Source organism: Flavobacterium frigidimaris, assembly GCF_002217275.1.
GTDB lineage: Bacteria > Bacteroidota > Bacteroidia > Flavobacteriales > Flavobacteriaceae > Flavobacterium > Flavobacterium aquidurense.
The window spans coordinates 67,739-86,827 of the sequence record NZ_MUGV01000008.1 but is presented as its reverse complement, the minus strand read 5'-3'; the positions used below and the strand labels follow the sequence as shown (position 1 = coordinate 86,827).

Here is a 19,089-nt window from a genome sequence, read left to right as displayed (position 1 = left end):
TTAGATAATGCTTTTGAAACCGCATAAATTAGAAAATGTGATATCATATAGTTTTAAAAAATGATTTTTATTTGTAAATTTAAACTTACATTAAAATTATCTCATTATCAAATTTTCTAATTAACTAATTAAAAAAATGACTTTCAACGAAAAATACAAGGACAATGCTCTTTTACTAAAAACGTTCAATTTTGCTTTAAATATTATTGATTACACATGTGAACTTCAAGAACAGAAGAAATTTGTAATTGCTAATCAACTATTAAAAAGTGGAACATCAATTGGAGCAAATTCAAAAGAATCTCAAAATGCAGAAAGTAAAGCAGATTTCATTCATAAATTAAAAATAGCAATTAAAGAAGCAGATGAAACTGAGTATTGGTTGTTTTTATGTGATACTCACAAAAGCTTCCCAAGTTGCAGACAACTATTGAATGATCTGTCAGAAATTTTAAAAATTTTAAATAAAATAATATCAACATCTAAGAGGAATTAGAAAATTAGAAAATGTGTCAATTAGAAAATTGATCCAAAGCATTTCAAAATTATCTGATTTTCTCATTATCAAATTATCTAATTATGAAACAAGTAAAATCAGTAGAATACGGATTAGAAAAAATCTTTGAAGGAGCACAAGATTTCCTTCCATTATTAGGAACAGATTATGTAGAATTCTACGTAGGAAACGCAAAACAGTCTGCACATTATTATAAAACAGCTTTCGGATATCAGTCATTAGCTTACGCCGGATTAGAAACCGGAGTAAAAGACAAAGCATCTTATGTTTTGAAGCAGGACAAAATCAGAATTGTATTGACAACGCCTTTAACACAGGATTCTCCAATTCATGCACATCTTCAAAAACATGGTGACGGTGTAAAAGTGGCCGCTCTTTGGGTTGAAGATGCGAGAAGTGCTTATGAAGAAACTATGAAACGTGGCGCTCGCTCTTTTATGGAACCAACTGTAGAATCAGATGAATTTGGGGAAGTAGTTCGTTCCGGAATTTATACTTACGGGGAAACGGTTCACATTTTTGTAGAAAGAAAAAACTACAACGGCGTTTTCCTGCCAGGTTATAAAGAATGGAAATCAGATTACAATCCAGAACCAACAGGATTGAAATACATTGACCATATGGTTGGAAATGTGGGCTGGAACGAAATGAATACCTGGGTAAAATTTTACGAAGACGTTATGGGATTCGTGAATTTCTTATCATTTGATGACAAACAAATCAATACTGAATATTCAGCTTTGATGAGTAAAGTTATGTCTAACGGAAACGGAAGAATTAAATTCCCAATTAACGAACCAGCCGAAGGAAAGAAAAAATCTCAAATCGAAGAATATTTAGATTTTTATGGTGGACCTGGAATTCAGCATATTGCGATCGCAACTGATGATATAATCAAAACCGTTTCTGATTTGAAATCACGTGGTGTTGAATTTTTATCTGCTCCGCCGCATACTTATTACCAGGCGATCCCTGAAAGATTAGGTGTTCACATGGATATGATGAAAGAAGATTTAAACGAAATTGAGAAACTTGCCATCATGGTTGATGCTGATGAGGATGGTTACTTATTACAGATATTTACTAAGCCAGTTCAGGACAGACCAACACTATTTTTCGAAATTATTCAACGAATGGGAGCAAAAGGCTTCGGCGCAGGGAACTTTAAAGCCCTTTTTGAGTCAATTGAAAGAGAGCAGGAATTGAGAGGAACATTGTAAAAACGCAAAATTTCTACATAAAACAAGATAATTCTCGGTAAAACGATGCTTTTTATGCAAATGTTATGTTAAACTTGCCTTTTGCTATTTCTTTTTTGAACTTTCTGTATATCTTTGCACTCGCAAATCAGGAAGGGGTGGTTTCCTTCTGAATTGATATAAATTTCATAATTTATAGTTTTTTGGTTAGTTAATAGCATAAAAACTCAGTCATTACTTGACTGAGTTTTTTTGTTTTGGTACATTTGGAATAGAATTTGCATTTAATTATCTTTATAATGAAATGTAAAGATTGTACTATGAAAAAGTTAGTTCTCATCATATTAATTCTCACCACTCTTGCTTTTGATACTCAAAAAGAAGATGCATTTGGAACGGGAGAATACTTCAAATTTAGAATCCACTACGGAATTGTAAATGCCGGCTATGCCACACTTGAAATAAAAGACGCTATAATAAATAATAAAAAGGTACATCATGCGGTGGGTAAAGGTTACACAACCGGTATGTCAAAATTCTTTTTTAAAGTAGAGGATTTATACGAAAGTTATTTTGACAAAGAAACCGGAGACCCCTATCGGTATGTCAGAAAAATTGACGAAGGTGGTTATACTAAAAATCAGGAAGGCTTTTTTAATCAAAATGAAAATCGAGTTTTAGTAAAAGATTACAAACGTAAGACTGAAAAAACCATTATTATAACTGATCATGTCCAGGATATAATTTCTTCTTTTTATTTCCTTAGAAATCACCCAAACATTGACAAGCTCAAATCGGGTGAAGCAATTACTATAGATATGTTTTTTGACGAAGAAATCACAAAATTTAAGTTAAAATATATAGGTCGTCAGGATATTACAACTAAATTTGGAACCGTTTCTACAATGGTATTTAAGCCACTGGTACAAACCGGAAGAGTTTTTAAAGAAAAAGAAAGCGTAACACTCTGGATAACAGACGACGACAACAAGGTTCCGATCAGAATTAAAGCAGATCTTGCAGTAGGATCACTTAAAGCAGATCTTGATGAATATAAAGGATTAAAAAATCCATTTAAAGTAAAAAAATAATGAATCTTACTGATCATTCAGAATCAATTTTAAAAGAAATTGACCTTAAATTTCAAGCTATAAATCAAAAAACAGATGTGCAGCTTGAAGGCTTACTTTGGTCAAAACCAATCACCTATTGGGACTACATTCAAACTGATGCCCTTTTAAGTTTACAAACACAGCGCACCACATTGCCCGATGAAATGGTTTTCATTATGTACCATCAGGTAAATGAATTAATCTTCAAGATGATTTTGTGGGAAATTGATCAGATTGCCAATACTGAAAATATTCAGGTTGATTTTTTCAGCGAAAGATTATCAAGAATCACGAGATATTTTGACATGCTTACCAATTCGTTTAGTATAATGGAAAACGGAATGGAAGTAGATCAATACATGAAATTTAGAAACACATTGACTCCCGCTAGTGGTTTTCAGAGCGCACAATATAGATTGATTGAATTCGCATCGACTGATGTAATCAATTTGACAGATCGCAGATACAAAGCAAATTTTGATGAAAACACAGATTTAGAAACCAGTTTTGAACATCTATATTGGCAGGCTGCCGGTAAAGATTATCATACCGGTGAAAAATCATACTTACTTCAGGAATTTGAAAACAAATATAAAGTTTCCTTTTTAAGACAAATGTCTACTTTTAAAACTAAAAATATTTGGCAAAAATTCACTCAATTACCAGAAGCAGATCAGCAAAACGAAGCGTTAATAAATGCAATGCGTCATTATGACAAAACTGTGAATATTACCTGGGTTATGCAGCATTTGAACACTGCAAGAAAATACATTTTGGAAAGTGGAAAAGGTAACGGAGAAGCGACCGGTGGAAGTGACTGGCAAAAATATATGCATCCAAAATACCAAAGACGCATCTTTTTTCCTAAATTGTGGACCGAAGATGAATTGTCCAATTGGGGAAATGAAGAAACCATTTAATTTTCCACAAAAAATAAAAGTTTGAAAAAAGCATTCGTAATTATAATCGTTTTATTCTCAATATTTTCATGCAATAAAACCGATGAAAAAGTTGAAACTAAAATCACTAAACCAAAAACTAAGAAAGTAGAATTTGGCTTTAATTACGCCGATTTTAATGTTGTAAATGACACCATATCAAAAGGAGATTCATTTGGATCTATCATTCAAAATCAAAATATTGGTAACAAACAAGTATTTAATATTGTCGAACAGGTAAAAGATTCTTTTAATGTTAGGACGATTCGATACAACAAACCTTACACACTTCTTCGTGCTAAAAATAAAACCAATAAATTACAAGTTTTTATTTACCAGCCTGATGCTTTAAGCTATTATGTTATCGACTTACGCGATAGTATCGCAAAAGCTTATAAAAAAATAAAACCGGTTACATTAAAACGTAAAATTATTGGTGGCGTTTTAAAAAGTTCATTATCTGAGACTTTAGGAAACGAAAGTGTAGAAACGGCTCTTGCTAGCAGAATCACCAAAGTGTTTTCGTGGTCAATTGACTTCTTCAAACTTAAAAAAGGAGATCGTTATGGTTTAATTTTCACTGAAAGATTTATCAATGGAAAAACGTATGACGGTGTTGAAGATCTTGAAGCTGCCTTTTTTGAATATAAAGGAAAAATCGTTTATGCATTTCCTTTTGAAAAAGATACACTTTCAGGAAAAGTTGAATATTATGATGATCAGGGAAAAACGCTGAAAAATTTCTTCCTAAAAACACCCATTAAATTCAGTCGAATCACATCGCGATTTACTGCAAACAGATTTCACCCGGTACAACATACGTGGAAAGCACATAAAGGAACTGATTATGCTGCTCCAACCGGAACACCTATTTCGACAACGGCCGCCGGGGTTGTAGAAGCAACCGGATATACAGCTGGAAATGGAAATTTCGTAAAAGTAAAACACAACGGAACCTACTCTACCCAATATTTACACATGTCACGAATTTTAGTTCGTCGTGGTCAACGTGTAACGCAGGGACAAACCATTGGATTAGTGGGAAGCACCGGACTAGCAACCGGACCACACGTTTGCTATAGATTTTGGAAAAACGGAGTTCAGGTTGATGCACTTCGATTGAACTTACCAACCGGAGAATCTTTGACAGGAAATGACAAAAACCGTTTCATAAAACAAATGGAACCCCTAAAAAGAGAATTGGATAGTATTGGGAATTTGTAAATATCTGAAATATAAGGTCGAATGAAAAATGCACGTCTTAAAGCAATTTACAATGAAACTTTTTCGGGTTTAAAACTATTTTATCGGGATACTGATTTGTCGGACAATTTAATTTCAAATTATAAGGTTGGACAAATAATTCAGGAAAAAGGCTTTACTGATATGTCATCTATGGGTGGTGGACTTTCTGGCAATACCAGATATTTAATTGCGAGTGCCCATCCAAAAGATTTATCCAAATTTAATCCTGACTCTGCAAAAATTGGTCATTTTCTTTTAGATACTATTGCGTACTTTAAAGTATTGGATATTCAGAAAATCGAAAACAAAACACAGATTTTTCTTTTAAACATTCCAGATAATTCAATTTCACTTTTTAAAAATTCATCTTCAAATCTGGAAGAAGAAATTATAGAAAAAGCACAAAAAAAATTCAAGGATAAAATTCATTCAACACTAGTTGCAGAATTACAAACAGCTGACTGGAGAGAAAGAACAAAGTCTCCTATTGGAATGAATGATGCTGGTGAATTATTTTTTGATGATTCGAAGATTAAAGTCGAACAACCCAAAAGAATTGAAATTAATACCGAGAAAAAAACCATTGAAGTTAATAAAAAACCGTGGTGGAAGATTTGGTAATGAAAATTTCATCTTAATTAATCGGATCACTTAATGAAACGAACCTTATTACTACTTTCATCGATATTAACAATCGGATGTTCCAACCAACATGCTTTTGTTTTAAATGACTCAGATACAAATAAATACTTTGTATTAGAATCAATCAACCATGCAATTGAGAGAGACCAAATTGGCAAATCGCCTTTTATTGTAATAGACGGAAATCCTTTTAATTACAATAAAAAACAAGATACAATTTTACTACCCCTTAAAAAATCCGACATATTAAGGTTAGACTTCTTAAACAAAAACAGCAGTCGCATAATATATAATGATAAAGAAAATGATGGTGCTATAATCATAACTACAAAAATTCAAAAGCGATAATCTCATAAAACGTTTTCGTAACTAATTGTTATATAATTGTGAAGCTTAAAGCTTTTAAAAGTTATTTCAGTATTTTTGTTTTTTAAAAAACCACATATAACCACTTTCTCAATTAAATACAAAAAATGGCTTTAAACACAACAAACCCAACCGGGACTGAAGCGTGGAAAAATCTGCAAAACCACTATAATGCAATTCACGAAACAACAATACAGGAATTGTTTCAACAAGATAATGCCCGTGTTGAAAAATTCAATTTACAATGGAATGACTTTTTAGTTGATTATTCTAAAAACAATATTAGCCAGGAAACTATTTCTCTTTTACTAGAATTAGCAAATTCAATTGGATTAAAAGAAGCAGTTGCTCAATATTTTGGAGGTGAAATCATCAACCAAACGGAAAACAGAGCCGTTTTGCATACGGCGTTACGTGCACCAGAATCATCAGTAATTAAAGTTGATGGTGAAAATGTAATTCCGGAAGTTTACGAAGTAAAAAACAAAATTAAAAACTTTACAAGCGAAGTAATTTCAGGTGAAAGAAAAGGTTTTACAGGGAAAGCATTTACTGATGTTGTAAATATCGGAATTGGAGGTTCAGATCTTGGTCCGGTAATGGCCGTTGAAGCGTTACAATTTTACAAAAATCACCTGAATTTGCATTTTGTTTCAAATGTTGATGGAGATCATGTAAACGAAATAATCAAAAAATTAAATCCGGAAACAACGTTATTTTTAATTGTTTCTAAAACTTTTACAACTCAGGAAACTTTATCAAATTCTGAAACTATCAAAGAATGGTTTTTGAAATCGGCTTCTCAGGAAGATATAGCAAAACACTTTGCGGCTGTTTCGACAAATATTCAAAAAGTAACTGAATTCGGAATTAATCCGGACAACGTTTTCCCGATGTGGGATTGGGTTGGCGGGAGATTCTCTTTATGGAGTGCCGTTGGTTTAAGCATTGCCCTGGCTGTTGGATTTGACAATTATAATGATTTATTGAATGGCGCTAACGAAATGGACGAGCATTTCAAATCGGCTGAATTTGACGAAAATATTCCGGCAATCTTAGCTTTATTGAGTGTTTGGTATAACAATTTCTTCGGAGCTGAGAGCGAAGCCCTGATTCCTTATACGCAATATTTACAAAAATTAGCTCCTTACCTGCAACAGGCAACTATGGAAAGTAACGGAAAAAGCGTTGGCCGTGACGGAGTACCTGTAAACTACCAAACCGGAACTATTATTTGGGGAGAACCGGGAACGAATTCACAACATGCTTTCTTTCAATTAATTCACCAAGGGACAAAATTAATTCCGACGGATTTTATTGGATTCGTAAAACCTTTATACGGAAACGAAGATCACCACGACAAATTAATGTCAAACTTTTTTGCGCAAACCGAAGCTTTGATGAACGGAAAAACTCCGGCACAAGTTCAGGCTGAATTTGACAAACAAGGACTTTCTGCAGAAAAAGCATCATACTTATTGCCTTTTAAAGTTTTCACAGGAAACAAGCCAACCAATACCATTTTGATTCAAAAATTAACACCTAAATCTCTAGGATCCTTAATCGCTTTATATGAGCACAAGATTTTTGTTCAGGGCGTTATTTGGAACATTTTTAGCTTTGACCAATGGGGAGTTGAATTAGGAAAACAATTAGCTAATTCTATTTTAGACGAAATAAATTCAAAAAATGTTAAAAGTCATGACAGTTCAACTTCATTTTTGTTGAACCACTTTTTAAAGAACAAATAACAACACTGAGAAGAACTTTTCTTAACAAACTGAAACGCCTTGATTTAACTAAAATTAAGGCGTTTTTTCGTATAAAGTAGGCAATATAAAGCATCGAACTAGTGCTTATTGCAAGTTTACAGCTACAGGTCTACTCAAATTAATATGTTTTTAACAAAAAACACGCCTCTAAATTCAAAAAATCATTATTTTCTTTAATGAAAAAAGAAAAAATCATTTTAATGCGCAACACATTGTATAAAACTTATTTTTCTTAACATTTTGATAACACTATCTGAGTTATTTGTTATAATTTTGCCAAAAACAATAAACTAAATAACAAATGAAGACAATGAAAAATTGGTTACTTACTGGACTATTGTTCATGATAGTTTCAACCGCATTTTCTCAAGGAAAAATTACTGGTACAATTACCGACGGCGTGGGTTCATTGCCGGGAGCAAACGTAGTGATTAAAGGCTCTACAACTGCTACTTCTACAGATTTTGACGGTAAGTTTACTCTTAATGCAACAACAGGTTCAGGAGAAATCGTTATTTCTTACTTAGGTTATCAAAACCAAACTGTAAAATTCTCAGTATCAAACGGTGCTACTACTAATTTAGGCAATATCGTTTTGATTGCTAATTCAAACGAATTGAGCGAAATTGTTGTAAAAAGTAGCGTAGTAGATATTGCGAAAGACAGAAAAACTCCTGTTGCAGTTTCTACAATTAGAGCTGCTGAAATTCAGGAAAAATTAGGATCTCAGGAATTTCCTGAAATCTTAAAAAGTACTCCATCAGTTTACGCTTCAAAAGCTGGAGGTGGATACGGAGATTCAAGAATTGCAATTCGTGGATTTGACCAAAAAAACATTGCCGTTATGATTAACGGGGTGCCAATCAATGACATGGAAAACAGTGCTGTTTTCTGGAGTAACTGGGCTGGTATCTCTGATGTAACTTCTGCAATGCAAGTACAAAGAGGTTTAGGAGCTTCTAAATTAGCTATCTCTTCTGTTGGAGGAACAATTAACATTGTTACTAAAAGTTCAGACGTAAAAGAAGGTGGATCTATTTCATCTAGTTTCGGTAACGATAACTACTTAAAAGCACAAGCTTCTTACAGTACAGGATTAATGAAAAATGGTCTTTCTGCTTCTGTTTTATTTAGCAGAACTGAAGGAAATGGATATGTTGACGGAACTAAATTCGAAGGATACAACTACTTCGTAGCTCTTGGATACAAAATCAACGACAAACATAGTTTAGAATTCACATTTACAGGGGCGCCTCAATGGCACGATCAAAGATCTACTTCTCCTTTATTGAGTGATTTCTTGAAATACGGAAGTGACGGTAAAACACCAAACATCAAATACAACTCTGACTGGGGTTACAAAAATGGTGAAGAGTACAACCTAAAAACAAACTACTACCATAAACCAGTTATGTCTCTAAACTGGGATTATGATATCAACGAAACTACAAAATTGTCTACAGTAGCTTACGCTTCTTGGGGTCGTGGAGGAGGAACTACTACAAATGGTGGTATCAAAGGAAACAATGCATATTCTACAAACAATTCATTGAGAAATGCTGATGGTCTTATTAATTTTGATTTAATCCAAAACTGGAACTCTGGAAAACCAACTACATTAGGTACAAGAACACAAACTAACGGACAATACCAAAATAGTTCTGCAAGTGGTAGTGCAACAGTAACCAATACTGGTATTACTGAAATTGCTTCTGTTAACTCACACAACTGGTATGGTGCTGTTATCAATTTAGACAAAAAACTTACTGAAAACTTAACCTTAGATTTTGGTGTTGAAGGAAGAATGTACAAAGGTATTCACTTCCAAAACTTAATTGACTTATTTGGAGCTACAAACTATAGAGATGCTACAAACGTAAACAGCGTACCAAACCCTGCTTACTTTAGTACTACTTATGCTCCAAGACCAAGTGGAAACCCATTCGTTAGCACTGATTACCAAGAAAGAATCAACTACTGGAATGATAGTGAAGTAAACTACTACGGTGCCTTTACACAATTAGAATATGCTAAAGGTAACTTTACTGCTTTCTTACAAGGAGCTGTTTCTCAACAAGGGTATAAAAGAATTGATCACTTTAAATATCTTACTACAGATCCACTTGCTGAAACTGATTTCAAAAATATTACTGGTGGAGACGTTAAAGTTGGTGTAAACTATAACATTAACGAACAACATAATGTTTTCTTTAATACTGGTTATTATTCAAAACAACCATTTTTCAACGCTGTTTTTCCTAATAATTCTTCTATTATTAACGATAACGTTGTTAATGAAAAAGTTAAAGCTGCTGAAATTGGATACGGTTTCCGTTCAAAAATCTTCAATGCAACTTTAAACGCGTATTACACACAATGGAATGACAGATTTACACAAGGAACTGATCCAGATGCAGCGAATAACCAAGGAGGATACTACACTTTCTCTGGAGTAAACGAAACACACACTGGAGTAGAATTAGAAGTAAACGCAAGAGTACTTGAAAAATTGAAACTTAACGGTATGCTTTCTATCGGTGATTATAAATATGATGGTAATGCAACTAGTAACCGTTTTGACGCTTCTAACAATCCATTTCCAGGAGGAGTTGCACAAACTTTATACTTAGACGGAGTAAAAGTTGGAAACAATGCTCAAACTACAATGGCAATAGGAGCAGCTTACGAAATATTACGTGGTTTAAATGTTGATTACAACCTTAACTATTCTGAAAAATTATTTGGTAACATCTCACCGGTTAACTTCTTAAGCGCTACTAATAAAGGATCATTAGAATTACCTGGTTTCGCTACTTCAGATGCAGGTATATCATATAAATTCTTATTTGGAAAAGAAAAATCAAATGCTTTAAACTTCAGATTTAACGTAAACAACCTTTTCGACAAAACTTTCATAAACGAATCGTTTACAAATATCTTTGCTGATGATGTTAAAACACCAGCTGCAGGAGGTAATCCAGCAATCACTTATGCACAAGCAGGAGCTTTGTATAGAGGAATTGCTACTGGTAACAAAGTTTACTTTGGTTACGGTAGAACGTTTAACTTTACATTACGTTATGAGTTCTAATATTTAGAATCTAAATAAATACCATAAACGGCATTGACTTTTAAGTTTGATGCCGTTTTTTTTAGCCTTTTTTGTTATATTTGTTTTGAACAAAAAAACAGTTTTATGTATTATTTTCTACAAAAATTCCACTCTGGATGGGCTTATCTGGCGTTATTACTTTTATTGGTTGCCGTTGTAAATGCTATTATCGGATTTACTTCTAAAAAAGATTTTACTGCTAAAGACCGCAAAATTGCGCTATTTGCTTTAATAGGCACCCACACGCAATTGTTGATTGGTTTAATTCTTTATTTTGTATCTCCGCTTGGAAAAGCAGCTTTTGGAGAAATGTCTAATGCTGAACTTCGATTAACCTCATTAGAGCATCCTTTAATTAACATCATAGCTATTGTCCTAATTACTATTGGATGGTCAAAACATAAAAAACTAATTAATAGCGAAGCAAAGTTTAAAACTTTTGCTATTTTTTACGGATTAGGATTATTACTTATATTAAGTAGAATCCCATGGAACCTATGGTTCTAAAAAACCAATTAAAGCCCTAAAAATAGGGCTTTTTTTATCTCGGCATATTATTTGTACAAACTCCCCAAGTCTGAAAAAGAATAACCCATGAGAATTAAAAAAAACATATTACTCAGCGCATTTACAATCACTTTTTTAAGTTGCGTTACTTACGTTATGAGTCAACAAGTCAGGCCAACAGAGCCTAAAATTGTTCAGGACACGGTAAAAACCGACAAAACAAAAAATCAGGCACTAGCAATAAACGATTCTGTTTTTACTGACAAAAATTTAAAATTAAAACCATATAAAAAATCGGCACACGCCTCCTACTATGCGGACCGATTTAATGGTAAAAAAACAGCTGATGGAAGCAGATTTAACAACAGCAAATACACTGCTGCTCACAAAAAACTTCCTTTTGGAACTAAAATTAAAGTTACCAACGAAGCAAATGGAAAGTTTGTTATTGTAAAAGTAACCGACAGAGGCCCGTTTGTAAAAACACGTGAATTAGACCTTTCAAAAAGAGCTTTTATGGACATTAGTGGCAGCAAAGGCTACGGTGCATTAAAAGTCACTATTGAGACTATAGTAGAATAAAAAGAAATCCCGCTTTTAAAGCGGGATTTCTTTTATACAAGTTTTCTCATGTTCATGACCATTCCGGTATGAATGCCTTCGTGATAATTATTAAAACTTAAAGCTCCATCAATGTTTTTGAGTATATACCCTAAACTTGTAGGAAACTCGGTGTAATTGATAAAGATATTATCAGCGAAATCTTTTTGAACCTGCTCTAAAGTTGTTAAAAGCAAAGTTCTAATTTCATCAACTTCAGCTTGCGAAACGTCGCCTTCAGGTTTTGTTCCTCTTCTGTATTTGGCAATAAATTCTTCTGAAACCATTGATGGCACACCGGACAATTTATAAACCAAAACTTGTTGTGAAGCCACACAATGTGCGATATTCCAAATCAAATTATTACTAAACCCGGTTGGGATTTTGTTTAACTGTTCTAATGAATGATGGTCTAAAACCTTCACGAGAACTTCTCTAATGGTTTTTTGTACTTCAAAAACTGAATTCATAGTTATAATTTTTTTCTAAAATTAGGCATTTTTCAGTTTCAAATGAATTTTCTTTGTAGTCACTAAATTTAAATATCATGAACAAAATATATTACTTAGCTTCTTGCGATACTTGTAGAAAAATCATAAAAGGTTTACCGGCGAATCATAATCTGGAGTTTCATGACATCAGACAAAACCCTATTACAGAAGTGGAATTGGAAGAAATGCACAAACTTGCCGGAAGCTATGAAGCGTTATTCAGCAAAAAAGCACAGTTATACAAATCAATGGATTTGAAAAACAAAGCATTAACTGAAGCTGATTTTAAAAAATACATTCTGGAACACTATACTTTCCTGAGCCGTCCGGTTTTTATTATTGACGGCAAAATTTTCATCGGCAACAGCCAGCCAAACATCTTACAGGTTATGAAGGCTTTATCTTAAAAAATGCAAAAAAAATTAACCACAAATTGCACAAATTTTCACAAATTATAATTTCTAATAAATTGAATTAGATAAATTTTTTTCAAATAATTTGATAAGTTTAAAACATTTCAAATTTGTGAAAATTTGTGAAATTTGCGGTAAAAGAAACATAAACCCTTTCTGCTGTTCACAGATTACCATTTTACCACTCAACACAGCAAACTTTTAATTATCTTTGCGCCTTTATACTCAATTATATGATACAATCTATGACAGGGTTTGGCAAAGCTTCTTTGCAATTGCCTACAAAAAAAATTACGGTCGAAGTAAAATCTTTAAACAGTAAAGGTTTAGATTTAAACGTAAGAATGCCGTCGCTATACCGCGAAATGGAATTAGGTTTAAGAACTTTAATCTCTACAAAACTAGAAAGAGGCAAGATTGATTTCGGAATTTATATCGAAAGCACTGCTGAACAAACTTCGACGAAAGTAAATGTCCCTATCGTAAAATATTATATAGCACAGCTTAAAGAAGTTTACGCTGACGCGGACGAGACTGAATTAATGAAAATGGCTGTTCGTATGCCAGATACTTTAAAAACAGAACGCGACGAAATAGACGAAAATGACTGGGAGCAAATTCAGGTTATAATTGAAGAGGCTTTACAAAACATCTTAACTTTTAGAAAAGACGAAGGCGAATCGCTTGAAAAAGAATTCAATCTTCGAATTGGAAATATCCGTCAATATATGAACGACGCTTTGGCACTTGATCCCGAACGTGTTCAGGCTATAAAAGATCGTTTGCAAACTGCTATTTCTGAATTGAAAGTGAATGTAGATGAAAATCGTTTCGAACAGGAATTGATTTATTATTTAGAGAAATTGGATATTACAGAAGAAAAAGTGCGTTTGACAAATCACTTAGACTATTTCTTAGAAACTATTAAAGGAACTGAAGCTAATGGCCGTAAATTAGGTTTTATTACTCAGGAAATGGGTCGTGAAATTAATACCATGGGTTCGAAATCGAATCATGCTCAAATGCAGAAATTGGTTGTCATGATGAAGGATGAATTGGAGAAGATTAAGGAACAGGTTTTAAACGTGTTGTAAAAAGCTGTAGGCTTTAAGATAAGCCGTAAGTAAAAAACACAGCAAATAAAAGCTTAAAGCGTACAGCCTAAAGCTTAAAGCATAAATTAAAGCTTAAAGCATATTGCTTAGAGCCTAAAGCATACAAAATGAATAAAGGAAAATTAATTGTTTTCTCTGCACCGTCCGGATCAGGAAAAACAACTATAGTAAGACATTTACTTGGGAAAGAAGATTTAAATTTAGAATTTTCGATCTCAGCGGCCTCACGCGACCCACGCGGAGAAGAGGAACACGGAAAAGATTATTATTTTATTTCGTTGGAGCAATTCAAAAAACACATCAAAGGCGAAGATTTCCTGGAATGGGAAGAAGTATACCGCGATAACTTTTATGGCACTTTGAAAGCTGAAATAGAAAGAATCTGGGCTTTAGGAAAAAATGTAATTTTTGATATTGATGTTGCCGGCGGATTACGTATCAAACATAAATTTCCGGAACAAACGTTAGCTGTTTTCGTAAAACCTCCAAGTGTTGATGAATTAAAACGCCGTTTAAAACAACGTTCTACCGAAACTGATGACAAAATCAATATGCGAATTGCAAAAGCTTCTGTAGAATTAGCAACAGCACCGCAATTTGATACTATTATCAAAAACTACGATTTAGATACTGCTAAAGAAGAAGCGTATCAATTGGTAAAAGATTTTGTTTCTAAGTAGTAATTAGTTTTTTTAGTACCTAGTCCTTAGTTCAGGACTGAACATTAAGATTAACAACTACGACTAAACTAAGGACTAAACTAAGGAGTAATAACTAAGCACTAAGTCTGAGAAGAAATTAAATTACAAGATTTACATGAGTGGTATTAAATCGTACAAAGAATTATTTATTTGGCAAAAAGGAATAAAAATAGTTATTCTGGTTTATAAACTCACAAAGAGTTTTCCTAAAGAAGAAATATACGCCTTAACTGATCAATTAAAAAGGGCGAGCGTATCCATTCCTTCAAATATTGCAGAAGGTTTTGGGCGCCAGACCGATAAGTCATTTAACCACTTTTTGAATATTTCCAGAGGTTCTCTGAATGAAATAGAAACACAATTAATTATTGCAAAAGAATTAGAATTTATTTCTGACAATAATCTATTTAATGAGATTATGTTTTTGATCGAAGAAGAAAGCAAAATGATAAGTGCTTTTGCAAAAAATCTCAAAGACTAAGAACTAAGGACTAAAAACTAAGTACTCTATAGATGAAAGTAGGCCTTTATTTCGGAACGTATAATCCCATTCATGTTGGTCATTTGATTATTGCCAATCACATGGCTGAGTTTGCCGATTTAGATCAGGTTTGGATGGTGGTTACACCTCACAATCCGTTAAAAAAGAAAGCGACCTTATTAGACGATCACCAACGACTTGAAATGGTTTTTCTGGCAACAGAAGATTATCCGAAAATAAAACCTTCAGATATCGAATTTAAATTGCCTCAGCCGAACTATACAGTAAACACTTTGGTTCATTTGCAGGAGAAATATCCAAACAATGAATTTTCACTAATTATGGGCGAAGACAATTTGAAAACACTGCACAAGTGGAAAAACTACGAAGTGATTTTAGATCATTACGAAATCTATGTTTATCCACGAATTTCTGAAGAACCGGAAAATATCGAATTAAAATCGCATCCAAAAGTGCATATTATTGATGCGCCGGTTGTGGAGATTTCTTCGACTTTTATTCGAAACAATATCAAAAAAGGGAAAAATATTCAACCGCTTTTACCGCCGAAGGTTTGGGACTATATTGATCACAATAATTTTTATAAAAAATAAAAAAAGCCAGAATTTTAAGGATTCAGGCTTTTTTTATGTTGACAATTATTTAAAATCGAGATCCCTACATCCTATTTCCAAAAAACAATTTTAATTCTTTAGAGATAGTATCAAAAAGTGAGTTTAAATTATTGTTTTTAGCACTTAACAAATACACGTATTCTTCCGGAACGTGAAAACTATTCCACAACAGCTGCAATTTGTTTTCTTTAATATATTTTCTTGAATTGCAATTCCACGTTATGGCAATTCCGGTATTTCTGGACAACATTTCCAGCATTTCCGATTCTGATGGAATGATGTAATTTGGCACTATTGCAGGTCTCTTTTTATTGAATGCATGTAACCAGAATAATTTCACATGCGGAATTCGGGCATCATGACTGTACCACTTTTGATCGTTAAGCCACTGCTCTATTTCGAGAGCATTATCTGATTTTAATTTTTGACGAAAATCGGTTGTGTCTAAATTTATTGATCCAACTACAACTAATTTAATCTTTCCGATGATTTCATAAATAGTATCAAACGTATCAAACTTTTTAGTTACTACCGCGAAATCAAGCTTTTTAGCATCGACAAGTGCAAACAGAGCATCATCCTCTGCGAACGTAAAATCGATTAAATCAAATTTTGAAATTAAAGTACTTCCAAAACTATTGAACAAATCTTTTGAAACTCCGACTGAAATTAATCGTTTAGAATCTTCCGCTTTGGCCCTGAAACCACTTTCGACATTTTCTAATCTGTCAAGTGCATCAATAATTAAATTATTGAGTAACTTAGCGTATTCCGTTGGTTCAACGCCTTTTGACTTTCGGTTGAATAATTTATACCCTACATGCGCCTCTAACATTGCTATTTGCTGACTCACTGCAGGCTGACTAATGAAAAGCTCTTTTGCAGCTACTGAAAAATTACCGTTTTTATAAACCGATTTAAAAGTTCTGTACCATTCAAGATTCACCATGATATAAGTATATTTATTACAAACATAGTTTATTTTATTTTTACTAATATCACTTTAGCCGTAAATTTGATGAAAATTTAAACTATGAAAAGAATAACATTACTCGCAATTATAGCATTCACTGCCAGTAGCTTAACTGCTACGGCTCAAAAATCAAATAAAAAAAGTATGAAAAAAGTATTATTTGTTGTTACCAGTAACGATAAACTGGGTAACACCGGAGAAAAAACCGGATTTTGGTCAGAAGAATTAGCTGCACCTTATTATGAATTGTTAGATCAGGGAGTTGAAATTACGATTGCAACACCACTTGGAGGTCAGCCACCAATTGACCCAAAAAGTGCTGATCCGGCATCGGCAACAGAAGACACCAAACGTTTTGACGCTGATAAAACATTACAGGAAAAACTAAAAAACACACACAAACTTTCTACTATTAACCAAAAAGATTACGACGCGGTTTTTTATCCAGGAGGTCATGGACCACTTTGGGATCTAGTCGAAGATCAAAACTCAATTGATTTAATCGAGTCATTCTACACGCATAACAAACCCGTTGCATTTGTTTGTCATGCACCAGCCGTTTTGAAAAACGTAAAAGTAAATGGTGAGTATTTAGTAAAAGGTAAAAAAGTTACGGGTTTCACCAATGAAGAAGAAGAGGCCGTTGGTTTAACTAAGGTTGTTCCATTTTTATTAGAAGATGCACTTTCGTCAAATGGAGCTAAATTCTCAAAAGGGCCAGACTGGCAACCTTATGCCGTTGAAGATGGCTTATTAATTACAGGCCAAAATCCGGCATCATCAAAATTAGTAGCTGGTAAATTGTTACAAAAATTGGGTAAATAAGGTACTAAGGTTCTAAGTTGCTAAGATTCTAAGGTTTTCCTGCTAGTAACTTAAAAACTCACCTCTTATCCACTAACTAATAAAAATTTAAAAATAAAAAAAGGTTTTAAGGTTCTGAAATACTAAGTTGCTAAGGCAAAAAAACTTAGAAACTCAGAACCTTAGCACCTCAGAACCTTAAAAATAAAAACATGTTAAACTTCGAATTATACAATCCGACGAATTTAATTTTCGGAAAAGGACAAATAGAAAAACTTTCCACTTTGGTTCCAAAAGGAGCTAAAATATTACTGGCTTATGGTGGAGGAAGTATCTTTAAAAATGGCGTTCACGAACAAGTAATCAACAATTTAAAAGGTTTTGATATTGTAGAATTTGGCGGAATAGAACCAAATCCGCATTTTGAAACTTTGATGAAAGCCGTAGAAGTAATAAAAGCTGAAAAAATAGATTTCATCCTTGCAGTTGGAGGCGGATCTGTTATTGATGGTGTAAAATTTATTTCGGCAGCCGTCAATTTTGATGGAAATCCGATTGATATTTTACAAAAACGAATCCTAATCAAAGAAAATGCAGTGCCCTTTGGAACTGTTTTGACTTTACCGGCAACGGGAAGTGAAATGAATTCGGGTTCTGTTGTAACTATTGCAGCAACTCAGGAAAAACTGGCTTTTGGTGGTAGCGCTTTGTTTCCAAAATTCTCTATTTGTGATCCAACAGTTATTACCTCTTTACCAAAAAGACAATTACAAAATGGAGTTGTAGATGCCTATACACACGTAATGGAACAATATTTAACGTATCCGCATGAAGGCTTTTTACAGGATAGAATTGCAGAAGGAATTTTACAAACGTTAATTGAAGTTGGTCCTAAAGTTGTTGAGAATCCAGGCGATTATGCTTTGGCTTCCAATTTTATGTGGAGTTGTACTATGGCATTAAACGGATTGATTCAAAAAGGAGTACCACAAGATTGGGCAACACATATGATTGGACACGAATTAACTGCTTTATACGGCATCGATCACGCGAGAACTTTGGCAATTATAGGTCCAAGTTTATATGAAGTGATGTTCGACACCAAAAAAGAAAAATTAGCGCAATACGGAAGAAGAATCTTCAACTTAACAGGTTCTGATGATGAAGTAGCTAAAGAAGCAATTAATAAAACAGTTGAATTCTTCCATACTATGGGAATGGATACTAAACTTTCGCAATACACCAACGATTACAGCAAAACAGCTGATTTTATTGTAAAACGCTTTGAGGAAAGAAACTGGAAAGGTTTAGGTGAAAATCAATTGGTAACTTTAGATAAAGTGAAATCTATCGTGGAACTTAGTTATTAGTATTCAGTCGCATCTCAAAATGCAAACTGTGACCATAAACTGTAAACTACAAAAAAAGGCGTTCTTAAACTGTTAAGAGCGCCTTTTTAAAATACT

At 33.4% G+C, this 19,089-nt stretch carries 20 protein-coding genes; 18 read left to right on the top strand and 2 right to left on the bottom strand.

Annotated features, from left to right (window positions below; all coding sequences use genetic code 11):
* Window positions 1–136: 136 nt before the first annotated feature.
* From B0A65_RS04660 to B0A65_RS04610, 11 genes are all read left to right on the top strand, one after another.
* Window positions 137–496, top strand: coding sequence for a four helix bundle protein (locus B0A65_RS04660; RefSeq protein WP_074660709.1), 360 nt, complete (start codon window positions 137–139; stop codon window positions 494–496).
* Between the two features lie 80 nt (window positions 497–576).
* Entirely contained in the window at window positions 577–1,737 is a 1,161-nt protein-coding gene (gene hppD, locus B0A65_RS04655) for a 4-hydroxyphenylpyruvate dioxygenase (RefSeq protein ID WP_074660708.1), read from the top strand.
* A 299-nt stretch (window positions 1,738–2,036) separates the two neighbouring features.
* A complete protein-coding gene (locus B0A65_RS04650) occupies window positions 2,037–2,807 on the top strand; it encodes a DUF3108 domain-containing protein (protein WP_074661018.1) in 771 nt (256 codons plus the stop codon).
* Window positions 2,807–3,748 (top strand): tryptophan 2,3-dioxygenase family protein, encoded by a 942-nt coding sequence (locus B0A65_RS04645; protein WP_074660706.1) that lies wholly within the window; start codon window positions 2,807–2,809, stop codon window positions 3,746–3,748. Before B0A65_RS04650 ends, B0A65_RS04645 begins: the two co-directional genes overlap by 1 nt.
* Window positions 3,749–3,769: 21 nt before the next feature.
* Window positions 3,770–4,990, top strand: coding sequence for a M23 family metallopeptidase (locus tag B0A65_RS04640; RefSeq protein ID WP_074660704.1), 1,221 nt, complete (start codon window positions 3,770–3,772; stop codon window positions 4,988–4,990).
* A gap of 21 nt (window positions 4,991–5,011) precedes the next feature.
* A complete protein-coding gene (locus tag B0A65_RS04635) occupies window positions 5,012–5,632 on the top strand; it encodes a hypothetical protein (RefSeq protein ID WP_074660703.1) in 621 nt (206 codons plus the stop codon).
* Between the two features lie 33 nt (window positions 5,633–5,665).
* Window positions 5,666–6,001, top strand: coding sequence for a hypothetical protein (locus B0A65_RS04630; RefSeq protein ID WP_074660701.1), 336 nt, complete (start codon window positions 5,666–5,668; stop codon window positions 5,999–6,001).
* Window positions 6,002–6,126: 125 nt separating this feature from the next.
* A complete protein-coding gene (gene pgi, locus B0A65_RS04625) occupies window positions 6,127–7,770 on the top strand; it encodes a glucose-6-phosphate isomerase (RefSeq protein WP_074660700.1) in 1,644 nt (547 codons plus the stop codon).
* 331 nt (window positions 7,771–8,101) lie between these two features.
* Window positions 8,102–10,882: a TonB-dependent receptor gene (locus B0A65_RS04620; RefSeq protein WP_317044595.1), complete on the top strand. Its 2,781-nt coding sequence runs from the start codon at window positions 8,102–8,104 to the stop codon at window positions 10,880–10,882.
* Window positions 10,883–10,987: 105 nt separating this feature from the next.
* A complete protein-coding gene (locus B0A65_RS04615; RefSeq protein WP_074660697.1) occupies window positions 10,988–11,410 on the top strand; it encodes a hypothetical protein in 423 nt (140 codons plus the stop codon).
* Window positions 11,411–11,497: 87 nt separating this feature from the next.
* On the top strand, window positions 11,498–11,992 hold the full coding sequence (locus B0A65_RS04610; protein WP_074660695.1) for a septal ring lytic transglycosylase RlpA family protein: 495 nt from the start codon (window positions 11,498–11,500) through the stop codon (window positions 11,990–11,992).
* A gap of 32 nt (window positions 11,993–12,024) precedes the next feature.
* Here the strand turns inward: B0A65_RS04610 and B0A65_RS04605 are convergent, their stop codons facing one another.
* Window positions 12,025–12,480, bottom strand: a complete 456-nt coding sequence (locus B0A65_RS04605; protein WP_074660694.1) for a DinB family protein — start codon at window positions 12,478–12,480, stop codon at window positions 12,025–12,027.
* A 77-nt stretch (window positions 12,481–12,557) separates the two neighbouring features.
* Here B0A65_RS04605 and B0A65_RS04600 point away from each other — a divergent pair, with 77 nt between their 5' ends.
* The 5 genes from B0A65_RS04600 to nadD all read left to right on the top strand — a co-directional run bounded on the left by B0A65_RS04600 (window position 12,558) and on the right by nadD (window position 15,825).
* Window positions 12,558–12,908, top strand: coding sequence for an arsenate reductase family protein (locus B0A65_RS04600; RefSeq protein ID WP_074660692.1), 351 nt, complete (start codon window positions 12,558–12,560; stop codon window positions 12,906–12,908).
* A gap of 239 nt (window positions 12,909–13,147) precedes the next feature.
* Window positions 13,148–14,008 (top strand): YicC/YloC family endoribonuclease, encoded by an 861-nt coding sequence (locus tag B0A65_RS04595; protein WP_074660691.1) that lies wholly within the window; start codon window positions 13,148–13,150, stop codon window positions 14,006–14,008.
* Between the two features lie 128 nt (window positions 14,009–14,136).
* Complete coding sequence (gene gmk, locus B0A65_RS04590; protein WP_074660689.1) at window positions 14,137–14,709, top strand: guanylate kinase; 573 nt, start codon at window positions 14,137–14,139, stop codon at window positions 14,707–14,709.
* 136 nt (window positions 14,710–14,845) lie between these two features.
* Complete coding sequence (locus tag B0A65_RS04585) at window positions 14,846–15,211, top strand: four helix bundle protein (RefSeq protein WP_074660687.1); 366 nt, start codon at window positions 14,846–14,848, stop codon at window positions 15,209–15,211.
* A gap of 32 nt (window positions 15,212–15,243) precedes the next feature.
* A complete protein-coding gene (gene nadD / locus B0A65_RS04580; protein WP_074660685.1) occupies window positions 15,244–15,825 on the top strand; it encodes a nicotinate (nicotinamide) nucleotide adenylyltransferase in 582 nt (193 codons plus the stop codon).
* Between the two features lie 64 nt (window positions 15,826–15,889).
* On the opposite strand, the gene B0A65_RS04575 is transcribed toward nadD, so the two are convergent.
* Window positions 15,890–16,795, bottom strand: coding sequence for a LysR family transcriptional regulator (locus tag B0A65_RS04575; protein WP_074660683.1), 906 nt, complete (start codon window positions 16,793–16,795; stop codon window positions 15,890–15,892).
* Window positions 16,796–16,879: 84 nt separating this feature from the next.
* Between B0A65_RS04575 and B0A65_RS04570 the strand changes: the two genes are divergently transcribed.
* Window positions 16,880–17,644 carry a type 1 glutamine amidotransferase domain-containing protein gene (locus B0A65_RS04570; protein WP_074660681.1) on the top strand — a complete coding sequence of 255 codons (765 nt, stop codon included), beginning with the start codon at window positions 16,880–16,882 and terminating at the stop codon, window positions 17,642–17,644.
* A 191-nt stretch (window positions 17,645–17,835) separates the two neighbouring features.
* Window positions 17,836–18,993, top strand: coding sequence for an iron-containing alcohol dehydrogenase (locus B0A65_RS04565; RefSeq protein ID WP_074660679.1), 1,158 nt, complete (start codon window positions 17,836–17,838; stop codon window positions 18,991–18,993).
* Window positions 18,994–19,089: the final 96 nt, after the last annotated feature.

Coding starts and splice junctions, on each gene's coding strand:
- B0A65_RS04660 (WP_074660709.1), top strand. CDS start 137: ATGACTTTCAACGAAAAATACAAGGACAATGCTCTTTTACTAAAAACG.
- B0A65_RS04650 (WP_074661018.1), top strand. CDS start 2,037: ATGAAAAAGTTAGTTCTCATCATATTAATTCTCACCACTCTTGCTTTT.
- B0A65_RS04645 (WP_074660706.1), top strand. CDS start 2,807: ATGAATCTTACTGATCATTCAGAATCAATTTTAAAAGAAATTGACCTT.
- B0A65_RS04635 (WP_074660703.1), top strand. CDS start 5,012: ATGAAAAATGCACGTCTTAAAGCAATTTACAATGAAACTTTTTCGGGT.
- B0A65_RS04630 (WP_074660701.1), top strand. CDS start 5,666: ATGAAACGAACCTTATTACTACTTTCATCGATATTAACAATCGGATGT.
- pgi (WP_074660700.1), top strand. CDS start 6,127: ATGGCTTTAAACACAACAAACCCAACCGGGACTGAAGCGTGGAAAAAT.
- B0A65_RS04620 (WP_317044595.1), top strand. CDS start 8,102: ATGAAAAATTGGTTACTTACTGGACTATTGTTCATGATAGTTTCAACC.
- B0A65_RS04615 (WP_074660697.1), top strand. CDS start 10,988: ATGTATTATTTTCTACAAAAATTCCACTCTGGATGGGCTTATCTGGCG.
- B0A65_RS04610 (WP_074660695.1), top strand. CDS start 11,498: ATGAGAATTAAAAAAAACATATTACTCAGCGCATTTACAATCACTTTT.
- B0A65_RS04605 (WP_074660694.1), bottom strand. CDS start 12,480: ATGAATTCAGTTTTTGAAGTACAAAAAACCATTAGAGAAGTTCTCGTG.
- B0A65_RS04600 (WP_074660692.1), top strand. CDS start 12,558: ATGAACAAAATATATTACTTAGCTTCTTGCGATACTTGTAGAAAAATC.
- B0A65_RS04595 (WP_074660691.1), top strand. CDS start 13,148: ATGATACAATCTATGACAGGGTTTGGCAAAGCTTCTTTGCAATTGCCT.
- gmk (WP_074660689.1), top strand. CDS start 14,137: ATGAATAAAGGAAAATTAATTGTTTTCTCTGCACCGTCCGGATCAGGA.
- B0A65_RS04585 (WP_074660687.1), top strand. CDS start 14,846: ATGAGTGGTATTAAATCGTACAAAGAATTATTTATTTGGCAAAAAGGA.
- nadD (WP_074660685.1), top strand. CDS start 15,244: ATGAAAGTAGGCCTTTATTTCGGAACGTATAATCCCATTCATGTTGGT.
- B0A65_RS04575 (WP_074660683.1), bottom strand. CDS start 16,795: ATGGTGAATCTTGAATGGTACAGAACTTTTAAATCGGTTTATAAAAAC.
- B0A65_RS04570 (WP_074660681.1), top strand. CDS start 16,880: ATGAAAAGAATAACATTACTCGCAATTATAGCATTCACTGCCAGTAGC.
- B0A65_RS04565 (WP_074660679.1), top strand. CDS start 17,836: ATGTTAAACTTCGAATTATACAATCCGACGAATTTAATTTTCGGAAAA.